This window comes from Streptomyces sp. GB4-14 (genome assembly GCF_022696125.1).
Taxonomy (GTDB): domain Bacteria; phylum Actinomycetota; class Actinomycetes; order Streptomycetales; family Streptomycetaceae; genus Streptomyces; species Streptomyces werraensis.
Genome location: NZ_RZHO01000002.1, coordinates 3,117,011 through 3,138,060, shown reverse-complemented (window position 1 = coordinate 3,138,060; position 21,050 = coordinate 3,117,011). Strand labels below are relative to the sequence as shown.

Genomic DNA, 21,050 nt, shown 5'->3' with positions numbered 1-21,050 from the left:
ATTCTCGTACTACTTCCGCAGCTCGATGACGGTCTTGCCGATGCGGATCGGTGCGCCCAGCGAAATCGGTGTGGGGGTCGTCAGCCGGGTCCGGTCCAGGTAGGTGCCGTTGGTGGAGCCCAGGTCCTCGACGATCCACTGACCGTCGCGGTCCGGGTAGATCCTGGCATGGCGGCTGGAGGCGTAGTCGTCGTCCAGCACGATCGTGCTGTCGTGCGCCCGGCCCAGGGTGATGGTCTGGCCCTGGAGCGCGACGGTGGTACCGGTCAGGGTGCCCTCGGTCACGACCAGCTTGGTGGGGGTGTTGCGGCCGCGGCGGCCGCCGGAGGACTGCTGGCGCTGCTGGGGCGGCGCCTGACGGGCCGCCTGCTGCCGGCCGGCCTCGCGCCGGGATCCGCGCTGGGTGACGCGAGTGCCGAACAGGTCACTCCGGATGACCTGCACGGCCACGATCACGAACAGCCACAGAACGGCCAGGAAACCCAGCCGCATGACCGTGAGGGTCAGCTCTGACATTGCCCCCGCTTCACCCTTCGGCTTGCCTATAGATAACGGTGGTGCTGCCCACGACGATCCGCGAGCCGTCGCGGAGCGTAGCGCGGGTGGTGTGCTGCCCGTCCACCACGATGCCGTTGGTGGAGCCGAGGTCCTGGATCGTCGAGGGCGTTCCGGTCCGGATCTCGCAGTGCCGGCGGGAGACGCCGGGGTCGTCGATCCGCACGTCGGCCTCGGTACTGCGGCCCATCACCAGGGTGGGGCGGGAGATCTGGTGGCGGGTGCCGTTGATCTCGATCCAGTAGCGGGTGCGTCCGCCGGGCACCGGGCCGGGGGCCGCGGCCGGCGGGTAGCCGTAGCCGCCGGGACGGCCGGGAGGCGGCGCGGCGGGCATGGGCGGGACGCCCGCGGCGGCGGCCGGCGGGTAGCCGTAGCCGCCGGGACGGCCGGCGGGCGGGGCCGGGGCGGCCGCGCCGGGGGCCGCCGCCTGGCTGGCGGAGGAGGCGAGCGTGCGGCTGCGCACCCGGTACAGGCCGGTGTCGAGGTCCTCGGCCTTCTCCAGATGCACCTTGATCGGACCCATGAACGTGTAGCGCTGCTGCTTGGCGTAGTCGCGGACCATGCCCGCGAGCTCGTCGCCGAGCTGCCCGGAGTACGGGCTCAGCCGCTCGAAGTCCGGTGTGCTCAGTTCCACGATGAAGTCGTTGGGCACGACGGTCCGGTCGCGGTTCCAGATGGTGGCGTTGTTGTCGCACTCCCGCTGGAGCGCGCCGGCGATCTCCACGGGCTGGACCTCGGACTTGAACACCTTGGCGAAGGTGCCGTTGACCAGACCTTCGAGACGCTGCTCGAATTTCTTCAGGACTCCCATGGGGCACCTCCTCCGTCGCTGCCGTCCTGTGTACTGCCCCGTGCACCGTTGTGTGCACCGCTTACCTGGTACTGCTTACTGATCGTATCCACGCGCCGCCCGATCGGCTGGTTCCCCCTGTCCGCCCGGCCGCCGGGTGTCGACGCCTGACGAAGTTCCCTCCCAGGCTCCTCTTCGAACTCCGCCGGCCGTGGTGGTGCCCGTCGTTCTGCCATGGATCGTAGAGGGGGCCACAGACCAGTGTCCCGCACCCGGCGGTGGACTCCGTCCGCCTTCTGGGGAGACGGGCTCCTCCGGTACGAGGTTGATACGTGAGGCGGTCATGGCCGCGACATGAACACGGGTGCGGGTCGTCTCTGTGGACGGCGGCGGGCTCACCCGGGGGGAGCGAGGAGGGCAGGCCGGGGCCCGGGCGGGTGTGGACGGGAGGCCCTGTGGGGGCGGTGGCGGCGTCGTCGCCGGTCGGAGGCGGTCCCCGAACAAGGGATGTGAATCCACCCCGGCCAGCGTGCTAATGTTCTCGATGTCGGAAGGCGCCAGGCCCCACGGGGCAAGGACCGGAAGACACACCCAATGCGCGGGTGGCGGAATAGGCAGACGCGCTGGATTCAGGTTCCAGTGCCCGAAAGGGCGTGGGGGTTCAACTCCCCCCTCGCGCACACCGTCGAACGGGCGGCATCCATCGGATGCCGCCCGTTTCGCATGTCCGGATCACTGTGCGGCGGGTGGGCGTGTGAGGAACATCTCATGATCCAATTGCGTGCGCAGGGGCGGCAAGAGGGGTGAACTCCGGTCGTAACGGACCGGGGGCGGGGTGCGGTCCCGGAGGTCGGGGTGCGGTGCGCGGTCGGACGGACGGGCGTGGTCGGACGGTCGGGCGGATGGGAGGGTCGGACGGGCGGGACGGTCGGGCGGACGGACGGACGGGACGGTCAGGCCGGAGGATCGGGTTTCGGGCCGGAGGGTCGGGTCGTGCCGGAGGGCCGGGTCGGAGCAGAGGGGCCCTCGTCCTCGGGTTTCCGCAGGCTGTGCGTTGTCCACAGGGCTGCCGTCAGCGTGCCCACCGGCTGTACGGTCTGCTCGATCGATGTCGACGGGTGTGCACCGCACACATGTGCAGAGGGGAGGTGGTCCTGATGAGCGACGCCCGAGCCGGAGGGGTGGAAGGGGACGCCGGAGTGTCCGGAGCGGCGGACGCCGGGAACGGACCGCGGCTGCCGCGGGTGCCGGGATTCGGCCGCTGGCCCGCCGCCGGCACGCCCAAGCAGGAGGGCAAGGCGCTGCGCGCACGGATCCCCCGGAGCGCCCACGCCGCCCTGGACCTGGACGCGTCCCGGCCCGACGCCGTGACCGCCGTCGAGGAGTCCAGCCGCGGCCGGCTGCCCGAGCTGGCGCCCCTCCGCGTCGGACGGATGACGGCCACCCCGTTCGCCTTCCTGCGCGGCTCGGCAGGCCTCATGGGCCACGACCTCGCCCGCACGCCCGTCACCGGGATCGGCGCCCAGATCTGCGGAGACGCCCACGCGGCCAACTTCGGCCTCTACGGTGATGCCCGCGGCAGCCTGGTCATCGACCTCAACGACTTCGACGAGACCGTGCACGGCCCCTGGGAGTGGGACCTCAAGCGGCTCGCCGCCTCCCTCGTGCTCGCCGGTCGCGAGGCCGGCGCGGACGAGGACGTCTGCAGAGCGGCCGCCCACGACGCGGTGGGAGCCTACCGCCGCACCATGCGGCTGCTGGCCAAGCTGCCGGCGCTGGACGCGTGGAACGCCATCGCGGACGAGGAGCTCGTCTCCCACACCGACGCGCACGACCTCGTCGGCACCCTGGAGCGGGTCGCCGAGAAGGCCCGCGCCAACACCAGCGGCCGCTTCGCCGCCAAGTCCACCGAGCGCACCGAGGACGGCGGACGCCGCTTCGTCGACGCCCCGCCCGTGCTGCGCCGCGTCCCGGACGCCGAGGCGTGTGCCGTCGCCTCCTCCCTCGAGCAGTACCTCGCCACGCTCCCGGCCGACCGCCACCCCCTCCTGGCCCGCCACGCCGTGCACGACGTGGCGTTCCGCGTGGTCGGCACGGGCAGCGTCGGCACCCGCTCCTACGTCGTGCTGCTGCTCGACCACCGGGGCGAGCCGCTCGTCCTCCAGGTCAAGGAGGCCCGTCCCTCGGCGCTGGTGCCGCACCTCCCGGCCGCCGGTTTCGACGCACCCGAGGCGGAGCACGAGGGCCGCCGTGTGGTCGAGGGCCAGAAGCGGATGCAGGTGATAAGCGACAGCCTGCTGGGCTGGACCACCGTCGACGGGCGCCCCTACCAGGTGCGCCAGTTCCGCAACCGCAAGGGCAGCGTGGACCCGGCCGCGCTGGCCGCCGACCAGATCGACGACTACGCCCGCATGACCGGCGCCCTGCTGGCCCGCGCCCACAGTCACAGCGCCGACCCCCGCCTGATCGCCGGGTACTGCGGCAAGACCGACGAACTGGACGAGGCGGTCGCCGCGTTCGCCGTCGCCTACGCCGACCGTACCGAGGCCGATCACACGGACCTGGTGGCGGCCGTACGCGCGGGGCGGATCGCGGCGGAGACGGGGGTCTGAGCCGGTCCGCCACGGGACGTCCCGGCCCCACGCCGGCGCACGCTGGTGACGGGGCGTGCCGTCCCCGCAGGTGGCCTACGCTGTCCGGGTGACGACCTCGGAAGGTGACCAGGGTGAAGGCGCCGGCGCGCAGCGTACGCCCGCCGGTGACGGCGCGACGCGGCCCGAGGAGCGGCTGGAACAGGCCGTGCGGGCGGCGGAGAAGGCGCTGATCGAGTTCGAGATCGCCGTGGAGACGTTCCGCGTCGAGGTCGAGAACTTCTCCCGGCTGCACGAACAGAAGCTGGGCCCCATGTACGCCCGCCTCGAGGAGCTGGACGCCCGGATCCTCGAGATCAAGGCGGCCCGCAGCGACGACCCCGAGGACCGGCGGAAGGCAGACGAGGCGCGCGCCCGGCTGATGCCGATCCCCGGCGTCGAGGAGCTGATGAACGGCTGGATGGACGGGGACGGACTGTTCCCCGAGGCCACCGCCATGCTCACGGACCAGCCGGTGCGTCCCCCGCAGCGGGTGCGGCCCAGCGAGGAGGCCCGCAGGCTCTACCGCGAGCTGGCCCGCAAGGCGCACCCCGACCTGGCGCAGGAGGACAAGGAACGCGCCCGGCGCGAGGAGTTCATCACCCGCGTCAACGCCGCCTACGCCCGCGGCAGCGCGGACGAGCTGCGCGAACTCGCCGAGGAGTGGGCCGCCGGACCGGAGCTGAAGCACACCCCCAGCCCCGCGGACGAGCTCTACGCCCGCCTCGAATGGCTCTCCCAGCGCAAGGAACTGCTCACGCTGGTCGCCCGGAACCTGGAGGAGAGCGCCATCGGCTCCATGCTGCGGCTGGCGCCCGACGACCCCGACGGGCTGCTCGAGGACATCGCCGCGCAGCTGCGGGCCCAGCTGGCCCAGCGCGAGGCGGAGCTGGCGGCGCTGCAGGACTGAGCCGGCCCCCGCGGACGCAGCCTGCGGACGGCAGCCTGTGGACGGCGGCCTGTGGACGTGCCCGGTCCGGTAGCGTCGGAGGCATGAGTTTTGGAGCTGGTGTGCCCACGGTCCAGGTCGGCGACCTCAAGGACGGCGACTTCCTGCTGGACGTCCGTGAGGACGACGAATGGAAGGCCGGTCACGCCGAAGGCGCGCTGCACATCCCGATCAGCGAGTTCGTCGCCCGCTACGGCGAGCTGACCGAGGCCGCCCCGCAGGACGGCCGGATCCATGTGATCTGCCGCTCCGGCGGACGCTCGGCCCAGGTCACCATGTACCTGGCCCAGCAGGGGATCGACGCCGTGAACGTGGACGGCGGGATGCAGGTGTGGGAGGCCGCGGGGCGTCCCGTCGTCACGGACGACGGACAGCCGGGCCACGTGCTCTGACGGTCGCCCGGCACGCCCCACAAGGCGTGCCGGGCGCTGGTACCGCCCCGTGGGACCGGACCGGCGGCCTCAGCGGTGTCCGGGTTCAGCGGTGTCCGGGCTCAGGGCGTCAACGGTCGAAGTCCAGCTCGACCTTCTCCGTGACCGGATGCGACTGGCAGGCCAGGACGTACCCCGCCTCCGTCTCCTCCGACTCCAGGGCGAAGTTGCGGTCCATGCGCACCTCGCCGGAGACCAGGAAGGCCCGGCAGGTGCCGCACACGCCGCCCTTGCAGGCATAGGGCGCGTCGGGGCGGTTGCGCAGCACCGTGTCCAGCAGGGACTCGCCCGCCTGGACGGGCCAGGTGCCGCCGCGCCCGTCGAGCCGCGCCGTCACCGTGCTGTACGCGGGGGCGGCCGAGGCTCCGGCGGAGGCGGACGGTCCGGAGGCCACGTGGAAGATCTCTTGATGAATGCGGGAGCGGGCGACGCCCAGCCCGCGCAGCGCCCGCTCGGCGCCCTCCACCAGTCCGTACGGTCCGCACAGGAACCAGCCGTCGACCCGGTCCACCGGCAGCAGCACCGGCAGCAGCGAGGACAGCCGCTCCCGGTCCAGCCGCCCGGACGGCAGCCCGGCCTGCTGCTCCTCCCGGGAGAGGGCCGTCACCAGCTGGAACCGGTCGGGGAAGCGGTCCTTCAGGTCGGCGACCTCCTCCAGGAACATCGTCGAGGCGGTCGTCCGGTCGCTGCGTATCAGGCAGAACCGGGCCTCCGGCTCACGGGCCAGGAGCGTCGAAGCGATCGACAGCACCGGGGTGATGCCGCTGCCGCCGACCACGGCCGCGTACAGGCCCGGGGCCGGGGGAAGCGTGAAGCGTCCCGCGGGGGTCATGACCTCCAGCTCGTCGCCGAGGCCGATCTCCTTCAGCGCGTAGGTGGAGAACGCGCCACCCTCCACGAGCCGCACCCCGACCCGCAGGGTGCTCGGCGCCTCGCCGTCGGGGGCGGGGGAGCAGATCGAATAGGTGCGGCGGATCTCCTCGCCGTCGGCGACGCGGCGCAGCGTGAGGTGCTGCCCGGGCACGTGGCGGTACTCCTCACGCAGCTCCGGGGGGACGGCGAGGGTGAGGGCGACGGAGTCGTCGGTGAGCCGGTCGACCGCGGCCACCCGGAGCCGGTGGAAGCGGGCCATCACAACTCCTTGAAGTGGTCGAACGGTTCACGGCAGGTCAGGCAGCGGCGCAGCGCCTTGCACGCGGTGGAGGAGAAACGGCTGAGCAACTCGGTCTCGGGGGAGCCGCAGTGCGGGCAGCGGACGGGCTCCCGCGTCCCGTCGGCGGCGCCGCCCTCGCGGCGCGTGGGGCCCAGCTCGACCCGCACGGGGCCCGGCGCGGCGCCCGTGCGCGGTGGGGCGATGCCGAACTCCCGCAGTTTGCGGCGGCCTTCGTCGGTGATGTCGTCGGTCGACCAGGCCGGGGCGAGGACCGTGCGCACCGTGACCTCGCGGACGCCGTGCTCGCGCAGCACGCGCTCAATGTCGAGGCTCATCACCTCGACGGCCGGGCAGCCGGTGTAGGTCGGGGTCAGGTCGACCTCGACGCTGTCCGTGCCGTGCGCCCGCACCGCGCGGACCACGCCCAGCTCGCGCAGGGTCAGCACGGGCAGCTCCGGGTCGGGCACCGAGCCGGCGAGCTCCAGCAGCTGCTCCTCCAGGGGCGTGGTGGTCACCATGTCGCCCCCGGGTGGCTGCGGTGCAGATGCTGCATCTCGGCGAGCATCCGGCCGAACGGTTCCGTGTGCAGGCCCTGGCGGCCCGCGCCGGCCCTCCAGGCTCCCGAGCGGGGGCCCTCGGGCACGGTGAGCGTGGCGCGGCCCAGCACGTCCTCGACCGCTTCCCGCCAGGCGCTCTCCAGGCCGGGCCAGTCGATGCCGTCGATCCCCTCGACGGGCTGGAACATCTCGCCGGTGAAGCGCCACAGCGCGTCCAGGGCCCGCTGCATGCGCGCGTGGCTCTCGTCCGTGCCGTCACCGAGGCGCAGGGTCCACTGCTCGGCGTGATCGCGGTGGTAGGCGGCCTCCTTGACGGCCTTGCCGGCCAGCGGGGCGAAGGGGCCGTCGCCGGAGGCCAGCCGGTCGTGCAGGAGGTGCTGGTAGACCGAGAAGTACAGCTGGCGGGCGATGGTGTGGGCGAAGTCGCCATTCGGCTGCTCCACCAGCTGGAGGTTGCGGAAGGCACGCTCCTCGCGCAGGAAGGCCAGCTCGTCCTCGTCGCCGGCCATCGACAGCAGCACCCGGGCCTGGCCGAGCAGGTCGAGCGCGATGTTGGCGAGGGCGACCTCCTCCTCCAGCACGGGGGCGTGCCCGGCCCACTCGCCGAGGCGGTGGGAGAGCACCAGGGCGTCGTCGCCGAGGGCGAGCGCGGCGGCCGTGGGGACCGTGTCCGCGGCGGGTGTCGTGGTCACAGGTGCTGCACCCCCTCGGGGATCTCGTAGAAGGTCGGGTGGCGGTAGGCCTTGTCGGCGGCCGGCTCGAAGAAGGGGTCCTTCTCGTCGGGCGAGGAGGCCGTGACGGCGGAGGACGGCACGACCCAGATGGAGACGCCCTCGCCGCGCCGGGTGTACAGATCGCGCGCGTTGCGCAGGGCGAGCTCCGCGTCCGGGGCGTGCAGGCTGCCGGCGTGGGTGTGGGACAGGCCGCGGCGCGAGCGCACGAAGACCTCCCACAGCGGCCAGTCGGTGTGGGTCATGCGCGCGTCGCTCCCGTCGTGTCGTTGCTGTGCTTGGCGGCGTGGGCCGCTGCCGCCTCCCGGACCCAGGCGCCCTCCTCGTGGGCCGTCCTGCGGCGGGACAGGCGCTGTTCGTTGCACGGGCCGTTGCCCTTGAGGACGTCCCAGAACTCCGACCAGTCGATGGCGCCGAAGTCGTAGTGCCCGCGCTCCTCGTTCCACTTCAGGTCCGGGTCGGGGAGGGTGAGGCCGAGGGACTCCGCCTGCGGGACGCAGATGTCGACGAAGCGCTGGCGCAGCTCGTCGTTGGAGTGCCGCTTGATCTTCCAGGCCATCGACCGGGCGGAGTGCTGCGACTCGTCGTCGGGCGGGCCGAACATCATCAGCGACGGCCACCACCAGCGGTCCACCGCGTCCTGCGCCATCGCGTGCTGCTCGGGGGTGCCCTTGCTGAGGGCGAGCAGCAGCTCGTACCCCTGGCGCTGGTGGAAGGACTCCTCCTTGCAGATGCGGACCATCGCGCGGGCGTACGGGCCGTAGGAGCAGCGGCACAGGGGGACCTGGTTGGTGATCGCGGCGCCGTCCACCAGCCAGCCGATGGCGCCGACGTCGGCCCAGGTCAGTGTCGGGTAGTTGAAGATCGAGGAGTACTTCTGGCGGCCGGTGTGCAGCTTGTCGAGCAGCTCGTCGCGGCTCACGCCGAGGGTCTCGGCCGCGCTGTACAGATACAGCCCGTGTCCGGCCTCGTCCTGGACCTTCGCCATGAGGATGGCCTTGCGGCGCAGGGAGGGGGCGCGGGTGATCCAGTTGGCCTCCGGCTGCATGCCGATGATCTCGGAGTGCGCGTGCTGGGCGATCTGCCGCACGAGCGTGGCGCGGTAGGCGTCCGGCATCCAGTCGCGCGGCTCGATCCGCTCGTCTGCGGCGACGGCCGCGTCGAAGGCGCGCTGGAAGACGTCGGTGTCGCCGGGGCCCTCCGGCGCGTCGTACGCCGTCGGACTGCCGGCCGTATCGCGGGCGGCTGCTGTCGCCATGGGGTCCCCCTCGACCTGGATGCTTACCGGAGCACGCTCCCGACCGATCGTTCGGTTCGTGCGGTTCCATGGTGAGACGGGGGCCGCGAGGTGTCAACCGCTGTGGATAACCTGCCGGTGCCGGCCGCCGGCGCCCGTGGGCGGCCGGACGTGGTGACCGCCACGGGACGGAGCGCCGACGGGGCTGTGCCCGGGCGGCGGGGGCTGAGTACCGTTCCGTGCGACGCGGCGGAGCGGTCGTGGCCCAGCGCGGCGAGGGCCTCAGGGCCGGGCAAGAGGCGGCAAGGGACCGGGGACTCGGGGATCGGGGCGGAATGGACGCGCAGGACAAGGGCTTGGACGCCCGGCACGGGCCCGCGGAGCCGGGCGTGCCGGCGCCGCGCGCCCCGCTGCGGGGCCCCGCGGCACCGGCGGACGGACCTTCCGCCTCGAAGCCGCCGTCACCGGACCGCACGGAGACGGCCGCCGCGGAGCAGCCGATGCGAGACGCCTCCGACGGACCCCGCACCGGCGTCGCCGCTCTCTCCCTGCGCCACCAGATCGGCGCCGCCCTGGCCCTCGCGGTCGTCGCCATCGCGGTCTGCGTACACCTCGGCATGACGTTCCTGCACGTGGCGCCGCCGAACACGGTGAGCAAGAAGCACAGCGGGACGATCGCCGACTGGATCTACCCGGAGTTCGAGCAGAACTGGAAGCTGTTCGCCCCGAACCCGCTCCAGCAGAACGTGTCCGTGCAGGTCAGAGCCGAGATCCGCACGCCGGACGGCGGAAGCCGCACCACCGGCTGGTACGACCTGTCGGCGCAGGACGGACGGGACATCGACGGCAACCCGGCGCCCAGTCACACCCAGCAGAACGAGCTGCGCCGCGCCTGGGACTTCTACGTCTCCACCCACGACGACGACAACCGCCCGGTGGGCCTGCGCGGGGCCCTGTCCGAGTCGTACCTGCGGCGGATCATGGTCATGCGTCTGGACCGTGCGGACGCGGCGGGGCGGGACGGCGAGGTCGCGCGCGTCCAGGTGCGCTCGCGCACCACCCAGGTGCCGCCGCCGTCGTGGAGCGGGGAGAAGGCGTCGGACAAGGCCGTGTACCGGGTGCTGCCCTGGTGGCTGCTGCCGGAGGACGAGATGCGGGGAGGCATCGGATGACCCGTCTGTCGCTGGCGGTCTCCCGGGCCATCGCCCGGGTCACCGACTCCGCCCTCGGCCCGTACCAGACCGCCGTGCTGCGCATCGGCTTCAGCCTCACCTGGCTGCTGTTCCTGCTGCGGGAGTACCCCCACCGGCAGGAGCTCTACGGCCCCGACAGCCCCTGGTCCTGGGACCTGGCCGCCCAGCTGGTCGGGTCGAACGACGCCTTCACCGTGCTGCTCTGGTCGGACAGCCAGGTCTGGTTCGAGGCGGTCTACGCGCTGGCCGTGCTGTTCAGCCTGCTGCTGCTGCTCGGCTGGCGCACCCGCGGCGTGGCGGCGCTGTTCATGGTCGGCGTCCTCACCCTGCAGAACCGCAGCGTGTTCATGGGCGACGGCGGCGACAACGTCCTGCACATCATGTCCGTCTACCTGGTCTTCACCCGCTGCGGCCAGGTCTGGTCCCTGGACGCGCGGCGGGCGCGCCGGGCCGGGGAGGCACGCGCGCGCGGGGAGCGGACGCCCGACAGGGCGGGCCCCGCGCTGTGGGCGGTCCTCGGCGCCGTGCTGCTCCTGGGGTCGCTGGTGGACCGGACGGACGGCGACTGGTTCATACCCGCGCTGCTGTGGGCGGTGTGGCTCGGGCAGGCGGTGTGGTGGCTGGTCGGGCGCCTGGCGAGGACGGACCAGCCGCGCATCCTGCTGGACGTGGTCGCGAACGTCGTGCACAACGGCGCGCTGCTGGTGATCATGGCGGAGGCCTGCCTGATCTACGCCACGGCGGGCTGGTACAAGGTCCAGGGCTCGCGCTGGCAGGACGGCACGGCGGTCCACTACCCGCTGCACCTGGAGTACTTCTCCCCCTGGCCGTCGCTGGCGGAGCTGTTCACCGCGAGCGGCACCCTGGTGATGCTGGTGACCTATGTGACCGTGGTGGTGCAGGTCGCCTTTCCGTTCACGCTGTTCAACCGGCGGGTCAAGAACGCTCTGCTGAGCTTCATGATCCTGGAGCACGCGGTGATCGCCGTGGTGCTCGGACTGCCCTTCTTCTCCCTGGCGATGATCGCGGCCGACGCGGTCTTCCTCCCCACGTCCTTCCTGCGCCGGACCGGCCGCCTGGCGGCACGCGTGCGGGAGCGGCTGCGGCCGCGCGCGGACGCGGCCGTCGTCCCGCCGCAGCGACGCCCGGACGGTGCGCCCGGTGGTCCGCCCGCCGTCGGTCCGGCGGAGGCCGCTCCGGTGACCGACGGGGTGCCCGGCCCGCGCACGTAGGCTGCTCGGCATGACCGACCCCGCCCACGACCCGTCCGCCGCGACCCCGGAGAACCCGGTGGAGCGGGTGGACCCGGTGGCCGTATGGCGTCGGGCCGCACCGGACGCGGTGCTGCTCGACGGCTTCCACGCGCTCAAGCACGCCGTGCGCTTCGGCGCCGAGGTGCTCGTCGCGGTGACCGCCGACCGGGCCGCCGCCCTGGCGCTCGCCGACGAGCTGGCCTCGGACGTCCGGGACATCCTGGGGGCGCTGCTCATGGAGGTGCCGCACGCGACCTACGCCTCGCTGGTGCCGCGGCCGCACCCCACGGCCGTCGCGGCGCTCGCCGTACGGCCCGACCGCGCGGACAACCTGGCGAAGCTGGCGTACGCGCCGCGCACCGCGCCGGTGGTGGTCCTGGACCAGCCGCGCAACCTGGGAAACGCGGGGGCGGTCGTCCGGCTGGCCGCCGGCTTCGGGGCGACCGGCGTCGTCACCACCGGGACGCTGGACCCCTGGCATCCCACTGTGGTGCGCGGCGGGGCGGGGCTGCACTTCGCCACCGCCGTGGAACGCCTGACCGTGGACGAGCTGCCGCCCGGGCCGCTTTTCGCGCTGGACCCGGAGGGCGAGGACATCCGCTCCCTCAAGCTCCCGGACGAGGCGCTGCTCGCCTTCGGCTCCGAGCGCACCGGACTCACGGCCGAGCTGCGGGCGCGGGCCGACCATCTGGTGGCGCTGCCGATGCGCCCCCAGGTCTCCAGCTACAACCTCGCGACCAGTGTGGCCATGACGCTGTACCACTGGAGCGCCACCGGGGGCGCACCCGCCTGAGGTGCTCAGGCCTCCCGGCGCACCTCGACCACCCGGAAGCGGTTGGCCACGAAGGCGCCGTCGCACAGGGCCGCGTTGGCCGCAGGGTTGCCGCCGGAGCCGTGGAAGTCGGAGAAGGCGGCGGTCTGGTTCACGTAGACCCCGCCGGTGAGGTTCAGCGAGAGCTGCGCGGCCTCCTCCAGGCAGACCTCCGTCACGGCCTCCTCGACCTCCGGGGAGGTCGTGTACGCGCCGACGGTCATCGCGCCCTTCTCGCGGATCGTGCGCCGCAGCAGCTCCGTCGCGTCGGCGGCCGAGTCCACGGCGACCAGGAAGGAGACCGGGCCGAAGCACTCGCTCATGTAGGCGGCCTCGGCGTCCGGCTTGGCGCCGTCCAGCTTCACGATCACCGGCGTGCGCACCACGGCGCCCGGGAACTCCGCGTTGGCGATCTCACGGGAGGCGAGCGCGACCTCGCCGAGACCGGCGGCGGCCTCCAGACGCGCCTTCACGTCCGGGTTGACGATCGCGCCCAGCAGGGCGCCCGCGCGGGCGTCGTCGCCGAGCAGTCCGTCGACCGCCTTGGCCAGGTCGGCGGCGACCTCGTCGAAGGACTTGGGGCCCTGGTCGGTGGTGATGCCGTCGCGGGGGACCAGCAGGTTCTGCGGGGTGGTGCACATCTGGCCGCTGTACAGGGACAGGGAGAACGCCAGGTTGGACAGCATCCCCTTGTAGTCGTCGGTGGACTCGACGATCACCGTGTTGACGCCGGCCTTCTCCGTGTACACCTGCGCCTGGCGCGCGTTGCTCTCCAGCCAGTCGCCGAACTCCGTGGAGCCCGTGTAGTCGATGATGCGGATCTCCGGGCGCGTGGCGAGCGTCTTGGCGATGCCCTCGCCGGGCCGCTCGGCGGCCAGCGCCACCAGGTTCGGGTCGAAGCCGGCCTCGGTGAGCACCTGGCGGGCGACCTGGACGGTGAGCGCCAGCGGCAGCACCGCGCGCGGGTGCGGCTTGACCAGGACCGCGTTGCCCGTGGCCAGGGAGGCGAACAGGCCCGGGTAGCCGTTCCACGTCGGGAAGGTGTTGCAGCCGATGACCAGGCCGATGCCGCGCGGCACCGGGACGAACCGCTTGGTGAGGGCCAGCGGGTCGCGCTTGCCCTGCGGCTTGGTCCACTCCGCGGTGTCGGGCGTGCGCACCTGCTCCACGTACGCGTAGGCGACGGCCTCCATGCCGCGGTCCTGCGCGTGCGGGCCGCCGGCCTGGAAGGCCATCATGAACGCCTGGCCGGAGGTGTGCATGACCGCCTGGGCGAACTCCATGGTCCGGTCGCTGATCCGCTTGAGGATCTCCAGGCAGACCACCGCGCGGGTCTCGGCGCCCGCGTCACGCCAGGCGCGCATCCCGGCCTTCATCGCGGGCAGCAGCACGTCCAGGTCCGCGTGCGGGTAGCTGACGCCCAGCTCGATGCCGTACGGGGAGGTCTCGCCGTCCACCCAGCCGTCCGTCCCGGGCTGGTCCAGCTCGACGCGGCTGCCGAGCAGCGCGTCGAAGGCGGCCTTGCCCGCGGCCATGTCCAGGCTGCCGTTCTCCCCGTACGCCTTGGGGTGCTCGGGGTGGGGGGACCAGTACGCGCGCGTGCGGATCGCTTCCAGGGCCTGGTCCAGGGTGGGACGGTGGCGGGCGATCAGCTCGTGCGCGGTGAGTTCGGCGGCCATGCGGGACCAACTCCTCGTCTGGAGAACTCTTCGTCGAGCTCTTGGACCTGTGCGGAAACGTAGTCAGGAACGGGCGGTCAGAGTTAGAGTAACCGAACGATCGGTCGGGACAAGGGGGTCCGCCGCATCTGTGGAAAACACCGTGCGGGAGGATCGCGCACATGACAGCACTCGACCTCAGCAGTCCCGTGGCCGTGGTCGGCACCGGCACGATGGGGCAGGGAATCGCCCAGGTCGCGCTGGTCGCGGGCCATCCCGTGCGGCTCTACGACGCCGCCCCGGGCCTGGCCCGCAAGGCCGCCGACACGATCGCCTCCCGGCTCGACCGGCTGGTGGAGAAGGAGCGCCTCACCGCGGACGAACGGGACGCGGCGCGCGCCCGGCTGACCCCCGTCGACGACCTCGCCGGGCTCGCCGGCTGCTCCCTCGTCGTCGAGGCGGTCGTGGAGCGCCTCGACGTCAAGCAGGAGCTGTTCGGGGCACTGGAGGACGTCGTCGCCGACGACTGCCTCCTCGCCACCAACACCTCGTCCCTGTCGGTCACCGCGATCGGCGGCGCGCTGCGTGTCCCCGGCCGCTTCGTCGGCCTGCACTTCTTCAACCCGGCGCCGCTGCTGCCGCTCGTCGAGGTGGTGTCCGGCTTCGCCACCGACGCCGACGCCGCCACGCGCGCGTACGAGACCGCCCGCGCCTGGGGGAAGACGCCGGTCGCCTGCGCCGACACCCCCGGCTTCATCGTCAACCGCGTCGCGCGCCCCTTCTACGCCGAGGCCTTCGAGGTGTACGAGATGCAGGGCGCCGACCCGGCGACCGTCGACGCGGTGCTGCGCGAGTCCGGCGGCTTCAGGATGGGCGCCTTCGAGCTGACCGACCTCATCGGGCAGGACGTCAACGAGTCGGTGACGCACTCGGTGTGGCAGGCGTTCTTCCAGGACGTGCGCTTCCGGCCCTCCCTGGCGCAGCGCCGGCTGGTCGAGTCCGGTCGCCTCGGCCGTAAGACGGGCCGCGGCTGGTACGACCACCGGGAGGGCGCCGAGCGCCCCGAGCCGCACACCGCCGGGCCCGCCGAGCCGCCCGCGTACGTCGTCGCCGAGGGCGGTCTGGGGCCCGCGGCGGAGCTGCTGGACCTGATCCGTGAGGCGGGCATCGAGGTGCGCGAGGCGGAGGAGGACGAGGGCAGCCGTCTGGTCCTGCCGAGCGGCGGGCAACTCGTCCTGGCCGACGGGCAGCTCTCCGCGGAGTTCGGTGACGTCGTCCATTTCGACCTGGCGCTGGACTACCGCAAGGCCACGCGCATCGCCGTGTCCCACGCCGCGCACACCTCCGCCGCGACCGTCGCGCAGGCCGTCGGGCTGTTCCAGGCGCTCGGCAAGAAGGTGAGCGTCATCGGGGACGTTCCCGGGATGATCGTGGCGCGGACGGTGGCCCGGATCATCGACCTCGCCGTCGACGCGGTCGCCCAGGGCGTCGCCACCGAGGAGGACGTCGACACCGCGATGCGGCTCGGTGTGAACTACCCCCTCGGACCGTTCGAGTGGAGCCGCCGTCTCGGCCGCGGCTGGGCAGGGGCCCTGCTGGACGAGATGCACGAGGTGGACCCGTGCGGCAGATACGCGCCGTCCCTCGCGCTCCACCGGTACGCGTGCGCCACCGACCAGCGGGAGGACACCCCATGACCACCGCCAAGCGGGACACCTACACCCCGGAGACCCTGCTGTCCGTGGCGGTCCAGGTGTTCAACGAACGCGGCTACGACGGCACGTCCATGGAGCACCTCTCCAAGGCCGCCGGCATCTCCAAGTCGTCGATCTACCACCACGTGGCCGGCAAGGAGGAGCTGCTGCGCCGCGCGGTGAGCCGGGCGCTCGACGGTCTCTTCGGGATCCTCGAGGAGGAGGACGCGCGCGTGGGGCGTCCCGCCGAGCGTCTGGAGTACGTCGTACGGCGCATGGTCGAGGTGCTGATCGCGGAGCTTCCCTACGTGACGCTGCTGCTGCGGGTGCGGGGCAACACGGACACCGAGCGGTGGGCGCTGGAGCGGCGGCGCGAGTTCGACCACCGGGTGGCCGAGCTGCTGAAGGCCGCGGCGGGCGACGGGGACGTGCGCGAGGACATAGAGGTGCGGCTGGTGACCCGGCTGGTCTTCGGCATGATCAACTCCATCGTGGAGTGGTACAGGCCGGACGGGCGCGGCATGAACGAGCGCGAGGTGGCCGACGCGGTGGCTCAGCTCGCCTTCGGGGGACTGCGCAAGGCGGGCGACGGGCGCGGGTGAGGCGGGCCCGTCGGGCGGCCGGAGGCCTACCCTCGCTGCCGATGGAGATGTCCTTCCGGAAGCTGCCGGACAACCAGCACGAAATCCTGGTACGGCGTGACAAGGGGCCGGACGTCCGGCTCCCCGCCCGGCCCGCCGGACCGTCGATGCCGCACGACCTGGTGCACGCGGTGGTGGAGACCGCGCTCGGCATCGACGACGGCTTCTGGGGCGCGATGGCGCGCGGCGCCACCTTCCAGGGGTTCGAGCCCGTCACCCCCGGCCGGCACCGCCGGTCCGGGATGAAGGTGCTGCGCCGGGGCGGCGACGCCGTGATGGACGCCGAGCTGCGCGTGGCCTGGGCCTACCGGGCCTGGAGCGGCCTGCTCACCGAGGGCCGCGGAGTGGGGCCGGCGCCGCTCGACGCGGAGGCGCCGGCCAGGACCGGACCGCGGCTGGACGCCGCCGCGAGGCGCTGGGCCGCCGTGCCCGTCGGCGGGGAACTGGTCTGGCGCTGGGGAGTGGACAGCTAGGGCCTTCGCGGCTCGGAGGTCCGGATCACCACTGCGGCTCCAGGTCCTCCTCCTCGAACACCAGCAGCGTGCGGGTGCTGAGCACCTCGGGAATGGCCTGAAGGCGTGTCAGCACCAGCTCGCGCAGTGTCCGGTTGTCCGGCGTGTGCACCAGCAGGAGCACGTCGAAGTCGCCGCCGACCAGGGCGATGTGCGAGGCGCCGGGGAGCTGCCTGAGCTGCTCGCGCACCGTGCGCCAGGTGTTCTGAACGATCTTCAGCGTGATGTACGCCGATGTGCCGTGACCGGCGCGTTCGTGGTCGACGCGGGCGCCGAAACCACGGATGACACCGTCCTCGACGAGGCGGTTGATCCGCGCGTAGGCGTTCGCGCGGGACACGTGCACCCGCTCGGCGACCGACCGTATCGACGCGCGGCCGTCCGCCTGCAGCATGCGCAGGATGTCCTGGTCGATGGCGTCGAGAGGCCGCGCCGGAGGCAGTGGCCCCGTCCCCTCCTGCCCCTCGGCCATTTGTTCAGATGCCACCCGCCCCCACCTCTCAGCCGTGGACGTCCTGCCTCCATCCCACGATGTGGAGAACCGTTTGTCCACAGCCTGACGCCACCCGTAGCCAAAATGTGCCGACGACCGAACAATCGGTTGGTGAGGCGCGTCACAGATGCCGCGCCTCCGTCAGTCGTCCCACGAGGAGGTGCCGTCATGACGGTGATGGAGCAGCGGGGGGCCTACCGGCCGACCCCGCCGCCCGCCTGGCAGCCCCGTACCGACCCCGCCCCCCTGCTGCCCGACGCGGAGCCGTACCGCGTGCTCGGCACGGAGGCCGCGGCGAAGGCCGACCCGGAACTGCTGCGCCGGCTGTACGCGGAGCTGGTGAAGGGCCGCCGCTACAACGCGCAGGCCACCGCCCTCACCAAGCAGGGCCGTCTCGCGGTGTACCCCTCCAGCACGGGCCAGGAGGCGTGCGAGGTCGCCGCCGCCCTGGTGCTCGAGGAGCGTGACTGGCTGTTCCCGAGCTACCGCGACACCCTCGCGGTCGTCGCGCGCGGCGTGGACCCGGTCGAGGCGCTCACCCTGCTGCGTGGCGACTGGCACACCGGCTACGACCCCTACGAGCACCGGGTGGCCCCGTTGAGCACCCCGCTCGCCACCCAGCTGCCGCACGCGGTGGGGCTGGCCCACGCCGCCCGCCTCAAGGGCGACGACGTGGTCGCGCTCGCCATGGTCGGCGACGGCGGCACCAGCGAGGGCGACTTCCACGAGGCGCTGAACTTCGCGGCCGTCTGGCAGGCCCCGGTCGTCTTCCTCGTCCAGAACAACGGCTTCGCGATCTCCGTCCCGCTCGCCAAGCAGACCGCGGCCCCGTCGCTGGCCCACAAGGCCGTCGGCTACGGGATGCCCGGCCGTCTGGTCGACGGCAACGACGCGGCCGCCGTGCACGAGGTCCTCGCCGACGCGGTGCGTCGCGCCCGGGCGGGCGGCGGCCCGACCCTGGTCGAGGCGATCACCTACCGCGTGGACGCCCACACCAACGCCGACGACGCGACCCGCTACCGCGGCGACGCCGAGGTCGAGGCGTGGCGGGAGCACGACCCGATCGCCCTGCTGGAGCGGGAGCTGACCGGCCGCGGCCTGCTGGACGAGGCCGGCGCCGAGACCGCACGCCAGGACGCCGAGACCCTGGCCGCCGATCTGCGCGCCCGCATGAACCAGGACGCGGAGCTCGACCCCATGGACCTGTTCACGCACGTCTACGCCGAGCCCACGCCCCAGCTGCTGGAGCAGCGGGAGCAGCTGCGGGCCGAGCTGGCGGCCGAGGCCGAGTCGGAAGGAGCGCGGCCATGACGACCGTCGCCGTGAAGCCCGCCACCATGGCGCAGGCCCTCACGCGCGCGTTGCGCGACGCCATGACCGACGACCCGTCCGTGCACGTCATGGGCGAGGACGTCGGCACGCTCGGCGGCGTCTTCCGCATCACGGACGGCCTTGCCGCGGAGTTCGGCGAGGACCGCTGCACGGACACGCCACTGGCCGAGGCGGGCATCCTCGGCACCGCCGTCGGCATGGCCATGTACGGGCTGCGGCCGGTCGTGGAGATGCAGTTCGACGCCTTCGCCTACCCCGCGTTCGAGCAGCTCGTCTCGCACGTGGCGAAGATGCGCAACCGCACCCGCGGCAAGATGCCCCTCCCCCTCACGATCCGCATCCCCTACGGCGGCGGCATCGGCGGCGTGGAGCACCACAGCGACGCGTCCGAGGCGTACTACATGGCGACTCCGGGGCTCCATGTCGTCACGCCCGCGACCGTCGCCGACGCCTACGGCCTGCTGCGGGCCTCCATCGCCTCCGACGACCCGGTGGTCTTCCTCGAGCCCAAGCGGCTCTACTGGTCCAAGGACGCCTGGAACCCGGAGCAGCCGACGGCAGTGGAGCCGATAGGCCGTGCCGTGGTGCGGCGCTCGGGGCGGAGCGCCACCCTGATCACCTACGGGCCGTCCCTTCCCGTCTGCATGGAGGCGGCCGAGGCGGCCAAGGCCGAGGGCTGGGACCTCGAGGTCGTCGACCTGCGCTCGCTGGTGCCGTTCGACGACGAGACGGTGTGCGCCTCGGTGCGGCGGACGGGACGCGCGGTCGTCGTCCACGAGTCGGGCGGCTTCGGCGGCCCGGGCGGGGAGATCGCGGCACGCATCACGGAGCGCTGCTTCCACCACCTGGAGGCGCCGGTGCTGCGCGTGGCCGGGTTCGACCTGCCGTACCCGCCCCCGATGCTGGAGCGTCACCACCTGCCCGGTGTGGACCGGATCCTGGACGCCGTGGGGCGTCTGCAGTGGGAGGCCGAGAGCTGATGGCACAGGTGCTGGAGTTCAAGCTGCCCGACCTCGGTGAGGGGCTCACCGAGGCGGAGATCGTGCGCTGGCTGGTCGAGGTCGGTGACGTGGTCGCCGTGGACCAGCCGGTCGTCGAGGTCGAGACGGCCAAGGCGATGGTGGAGGTGCCCTGCCCCTACGGCGGTGTGGTCACCGCCCGCTTCGGCGAGGAGGGCACCGAACTGCCGGTCGGCGCGCCGCTGCTGACGGTGGCGGTCGGCGAGACGGCGGACGGCCGCCCCGCCGGTGACGGCAGCGGTGCGGGCACCGCGGGCACCGACGGCGCGAGCGGCCGGGCGCCGGCCGCGGAGGGCTCCGGCAACGTGCTGGTCGGCTACGGCACCTCCGAGGCTCCGGCCCGGCGCCGCCGGGTCCGCCCCGGGGCCCCCGTGGTGAACGGGCGGTCGAGGGCGCAGGAGCCGCTGCGGGAGACGCGGCCGGCGGACGCCCCGAGCGCCCGGACCGGCCGCACGGCGCCCGCCGGGGGGCCGGTCCCCGTGATCTCCCCGCTGGTGCGCAGGCTGGCCCGGCAGAACGGCCTGGACCTGCGGAAGCTGACCGGTTCCGGCCCCGACGGGCTGATCCTGCGCGCGGACGTGGAGCACGCGTTGCGCGCCGCCGGCACCCAGGACCGCACGGACACGACGACGGCCACCGCCGTCCCGGCCGAGCCCTCCGCAGGCACCGCCCCGGTCACCCGCGTCCCCCTCAAGGGCATCCGTGGCGCCGTCGCCGACAAGCTCTCCCGCAGCCGCACCGAGATACCGGACGCGACCTGCTGGGTGGACGCCGACGCGACGGAGCTGATGCGGACCAGGGTCGCGATGAACGCGGCGGGCGGGCCGAAGATCTCGGTGCTGGCGCTGCTGGCCCGGATCTGCACGGCGGCGCTCGCCCGCTTCCCGGAGCTCAACGCCTCGGTGGACACGGAGGCCAGGGAGATCGTCCGGTACGCGGACGTGCACCTCGGGTTCGCGGCGCAGACCGACCGGGGGCTGGTCGTCCCCGTGGTCCGTGACGCGCACACGCGGAACGTCGAGTCGCTGACGGCGGAGTTCGCCCGGCTGACGGAGGCGGCGCGGGCGGGCACGCTGACGCCCGCGCAGCTCACCGGCGGCACGTTCACCCTGAACAACTACGGGGTGTTCGGCGTCGACGGGTCCACGCCGATCATCAACCACCCCGAGGCCGCCATGCTCGGCGTCGGCCGCATCGTCCCCAAGCCGTGGGTGCACGAGGGCGAGCTGGCGGTCCGGCAGGTGGTGCAGCTCTCGCTCACCTTCGACCACCGGGTGTGCGACGGCGGTACGGCGGGCGGGTTCCTGCGGTACGTGGCCGACTGCGTGGAACAGCCGGCGGTGCTCCTGCGGACGCTCTGACCGTCACCGCCCGGTCCCACCCGCCCCCGGGCGGGCCGGTCGACCCTTCC

General features: G+C 73.1%; 21 protein-coding genes and 1 tRNA gene. 13 read left to right on the top strand and 9 right to left on the bottom strand.

The annotated features are described in order from the left end of the window. Positions 1–9 precede the first annotated feature (9 nt). Entirely contained in the window at positions 10–516 is a 507-nt protein-coding gene (locus ELQ39_RS15515; protein ID WP_190004372.1) for an FHA domain-containing protein FhaB/FipA, read from the bottom strand. Positions 517–526: 10 nt separating this feature from the next. After that, positions 527–1,366 carry an FhaA domain-containing protein gene (locus ELQ39_RS15510; RefSeq protein ID WP_242592271.1) on the bottom strand — a complete coding sequence of 280 codons (840 nt, stop codon included), beginning with the start codon at positions 1,364–1,366 and terminating at the stop codon, positions 527–529. Between the two features lie 575 nt (positions 1,367–1,941). On the opposite strand from ELQ39_RS15510, the gene ELQ39_RS15505 reads away from it, so the two are divergent. The 4 genes from ELQ39_RS15505 to ELQ39_RS15490 all read left to right on the top strand — a co-directional run bounded on the left by ELQ39_RS15505 (position 1,942) and on the right by ELQ39_RS15490 (position 5,316). Continuing rightward, positions 1,942–2,025, top strand: a tRNA-Leu gene (locus tag ELQ39_RS15505). 477 nt (positions 2,026–2,502) lie between these two features. Next, positions 2,503–3,957 (top strand): DUF2252 domain-containing protein, encoded by a 1,455-nt coding sequence (locus ELQ39_RS15500; RefSeq protein WP_242592269.1) that lies wholly within the window; start codon positions 2,503–2,505, stop codon positions 3,955–3,957. 88 nt (positions 3,958–4,045) lie between these two features. Further along, positions 4,046–4,885, top strand: coding sequence for a hypothetical protein (locus ELQ39_RS15495; protein WP_242592267.1), 840 nt, complete (start codon positions 4,046–4,048; stop codon positions 4,883–4,885). A gap of 101 nt (positions 4,886–4,986) precedes the next feature. Further along, positions 4,987–5,316: a rhodanese-like domain-containing protein gene (locus ELQ39_RS15490; protein WP_190004550.1), complete on the top strand. Its 330-nt coding sequence runs from the start codon at positions 4,987–4,989 to the stop codon at positions 5,314–5,316. 109 nt (positions 5,317–5,425) lie between these two features. Here the strand turns inward: ELQ39_RS15490 and ELQ39_RS15485 are convergent, their stop codons facing one another. Genes ELQ39_RS15485 through paaA form a run of 5 tightly spaced genes read right to left on the bottom strand, consistent with a single transcriptional unit; the run spans position 5,426 to position 9,054 of the window. Beyond that, complete coding sequence (locus ELQ39_RS15485; protein WP_242592265.1) at positions 5,426–6,487, bottom strand: 2Fe-2S iron-sulfur cluster-binding protein; 1,062 nt, start codon at positions 6,485–6,487, stop codon at positions 5,426–5,428. Next, entirely contained in the window at positions 6,487–7,026 is a 540-nt protein-coding gene (gene paaD, locus ELQ39_RS15480; RefSeq protein WP_242592263.1) for a 1,2-phenylacetyl-CoA epoxidase subunit PaaD, read from the bottom strand. Before paaD ends, ELQ39_RS15485 begins: the two co-directional genes overlap by 1 nt. Further along, positions 7,020–7,757, bottom strand: a complete 738-nt coding sequence (gene paaC / locus ELQ39_RS15475) for a 1,2-phenylacetyl-CoA epoxidase subunit PaaC (protein WP_242592261.1) — start codon at positions 7,755–7,757, stop codon at positions 7,020–7,022. Before paaC ends, paaD begins: the two co-directional genes overlap by 7 nt. After that, a complete protein-coding gene (paaB, locus tag ELQ39_RS15470) occupies positions 7,754–8,041 on the bottom strand; it encodes a 1,2-phenylacetyl-CoA epoxidase subunit PaaB (RefSeq protein ID WP_048457173.1) in 288 nt (95 codons plus the stop codon). Before paaB ends, paaC begins: the two co-directional genes overlap by 4 nt. Continuing rightward, the gene (gene paaA, locus ELQ39_RS15465; protein WP_190004365.1) at positions 8,038–9,054 is read right to left on the bottom strand and encodes a 1,2-phenylacetyl-CoA epoxidase subunit PaaA; all 1,017 of its coding nucleotides are present in this window, start codon (positions 9,052–9,054) and stop codon (positions 8,038–8,040) included. Before paaA ends, paaB begins: the two co-directional genes overlap by 4 nt. 314 nt (positions 9,055–9,368) lie before the next feature. Between paaA and ELQ39_RS15460 the strand changes: the two genes are divergently transcribed. Genes ELQ39_RS15460 through ELQ39_RS15450 form a run of 3 tightly spaced genes read left to right on the top strand, consistent with a single transcriptional unit; the run spans position 9,369 to position 12,272 of the window. Continuing rightward, positions 9,369–10,205: a DUF5819 family protein gene (locus ELQ39_RS15460; RefSeq protein ID WP_242592259.1), complete on the top strand. Its 837-nt coding sequence runs from the start codon at positions 9,369–9,371 to the stop codon at positions 10,203–10,205. Next, positions 10,202–11,458 carry an HTTM domain-containing protein gene (locus tag ELQ39_RS15455; RefSeq protein ID WP_242592257.1) on the top strand — a complete coding sequence of 419 codons (1,257 nt, stop codon included), beginning with the start codon at positions 10,202–10,204 and terminating at the stop codon, positions 11,456–11,458. Before ELQ39_RS15460 ends, ELQ39_RS15455 begins: the two co-directional genes overlap by 4 nt. A 10-nt stretch (positions 11,459–11,468) precedes the next feature. Beyond that, positions 11,469–12,272 carry a TrmH family RNA methyltransferase gene (locus ELQ39_RS15450; protein ID WP_242592255.1) on the top strand — a complete coding sequence of 268 codons (804 nt, stop codon included), beginning with the start codon at positions 11,469–11,471 and terminating at the stop codon, positions 12,270–12,272. A 5-nt stretch (positions 12,273–12,277) separates the two neighbouring features. Here ELQ39_RS15450 and paaN read toward each other — a convergent pair whose 3' ends face one another. Further along, entirely contained in the window at positions 12,278–13,969 is a 1,692-nt protein-coding gene (paaN, locus tag ELQ39_RS15445; RefSeq protein ID WP_225626681.1) for a phenylacetic acid degradation protein PaaN, read from the bottom strand. 161 nt (positions 13,970–14,130) lie between these two features. Between paaN and ELQ39_RS15440 the strand changes: the two genes are divergently transcribed. From ELQ39_RS15440 to ELQ39_RS15430, 3 genes are read left to right on the top strand one after another with little or no spacing between them, the layout of a single operon-like run. Then, positions 14,131–15,645, top strand: a complete 1,515-nt coding sequence (locus ELQ39_RS15440) for a 3-hydroxyacyl-CoA dehydrogenase (RefSeq protein WP_242592253.1) — start codon at positions 14,131–14,133, stop codon at positions 15,643–15,645. Further along, on the top strand, positions 15,642–16,244 hold the full coding sequence (locus ELQ39_RS15435; RefSeq protein ID WP_190004359.1) for a TetR/AcrR family transcriptional regulator: 603 nt from the start codon (positions 15,642–15,644) through the stop codon (positions 16,242–16,244). Before ELQ39_RS15440 ends, ELQ39_RS15435 begins: the two co-directional genes overlap by 4 nt. Before the next feature lie 41 nt (positions 16,245–16,285). Next, on the top strand, positions 16,286–16,756 hold the full coding sequence (locus tag ELQ39_RS15430; RefSeq protein WP_225641953.1) for a hypothetical protein: 471 nt from the start codon (positions 16,286–16,288) through the stop codon (positions 16,754–16,756). Positions 16,757–16,781: 25 nt separating this feature from the next. Here ELQ39_RS15430 and ELQ39_RS15425 read toward each other — a convergent pair whose 3' ends face one another. Then, complete coding sequence (locus tag ELQ39_RS15425; RefSeq protein ID WP_033273207.1) at positions 16,782–17,267, bottom strand: Lrp/AsnC family transcriptional regulator; 486 nt, start codon at positions 17,265–17,267, stop codon at positions 16,782–16,784. Positions 17,268–17,456: 189 nt separating this feature from the next. On the opposite strand from ELQ39_RS15425, the gene pdhA reads away from it, so the two are divergent. From pdhA to ELQ39_RS15410, 3 genes are read left to right on the top strand one after another with little or no spacing between them, the layout of a single operon-like run. Then, on the top strand, positions 17,457–18,599 hold the full coding sequence (pdhA, locus tag ELQ39_RS15420) for a pyruvate dehydrogenase (acetyl-transferring) E1 component subunit alpha (RefSeq protein WP_190004357.1): 1,143 nt from the start codon (positions 17,457–17,459) through the stop codon (positions 18,597–18,599). Next, on the top strand, positions 18,596–19,600 hold the full coding sequence (locus tag ELQ39_RS15415) for an alpha-ketoacid dehydrogenase subunit beta (protein WP_225626683.1): 1,005 nt from the start codon (positions 18,596–18,598) through the stop codon (positions 19,598–19,600). The genes pdhA and ELQ39_RS15415 overlap by 4 nt, the downstream gene beginning before the upstream one ends. Continuing rightward, positions 19,600–21,000: a dihydrolipoamide acetyltransferase family protein gene (locus ELQ39_RS15410; protein WP_242592251.1), complete on the top strand. Its 1,401-nt coding sequence runs from the start codon at positions 19,600–19,602 to the stop codon at positions 20,998–21,000. The genes ELQ39_RS15415 and ELQ39_RS15410 overlap by 1 nt, the downstream gene beginning before the upstream one ends. Positions 21,001–21,050 lie beyond the last annotated feature (50 nt).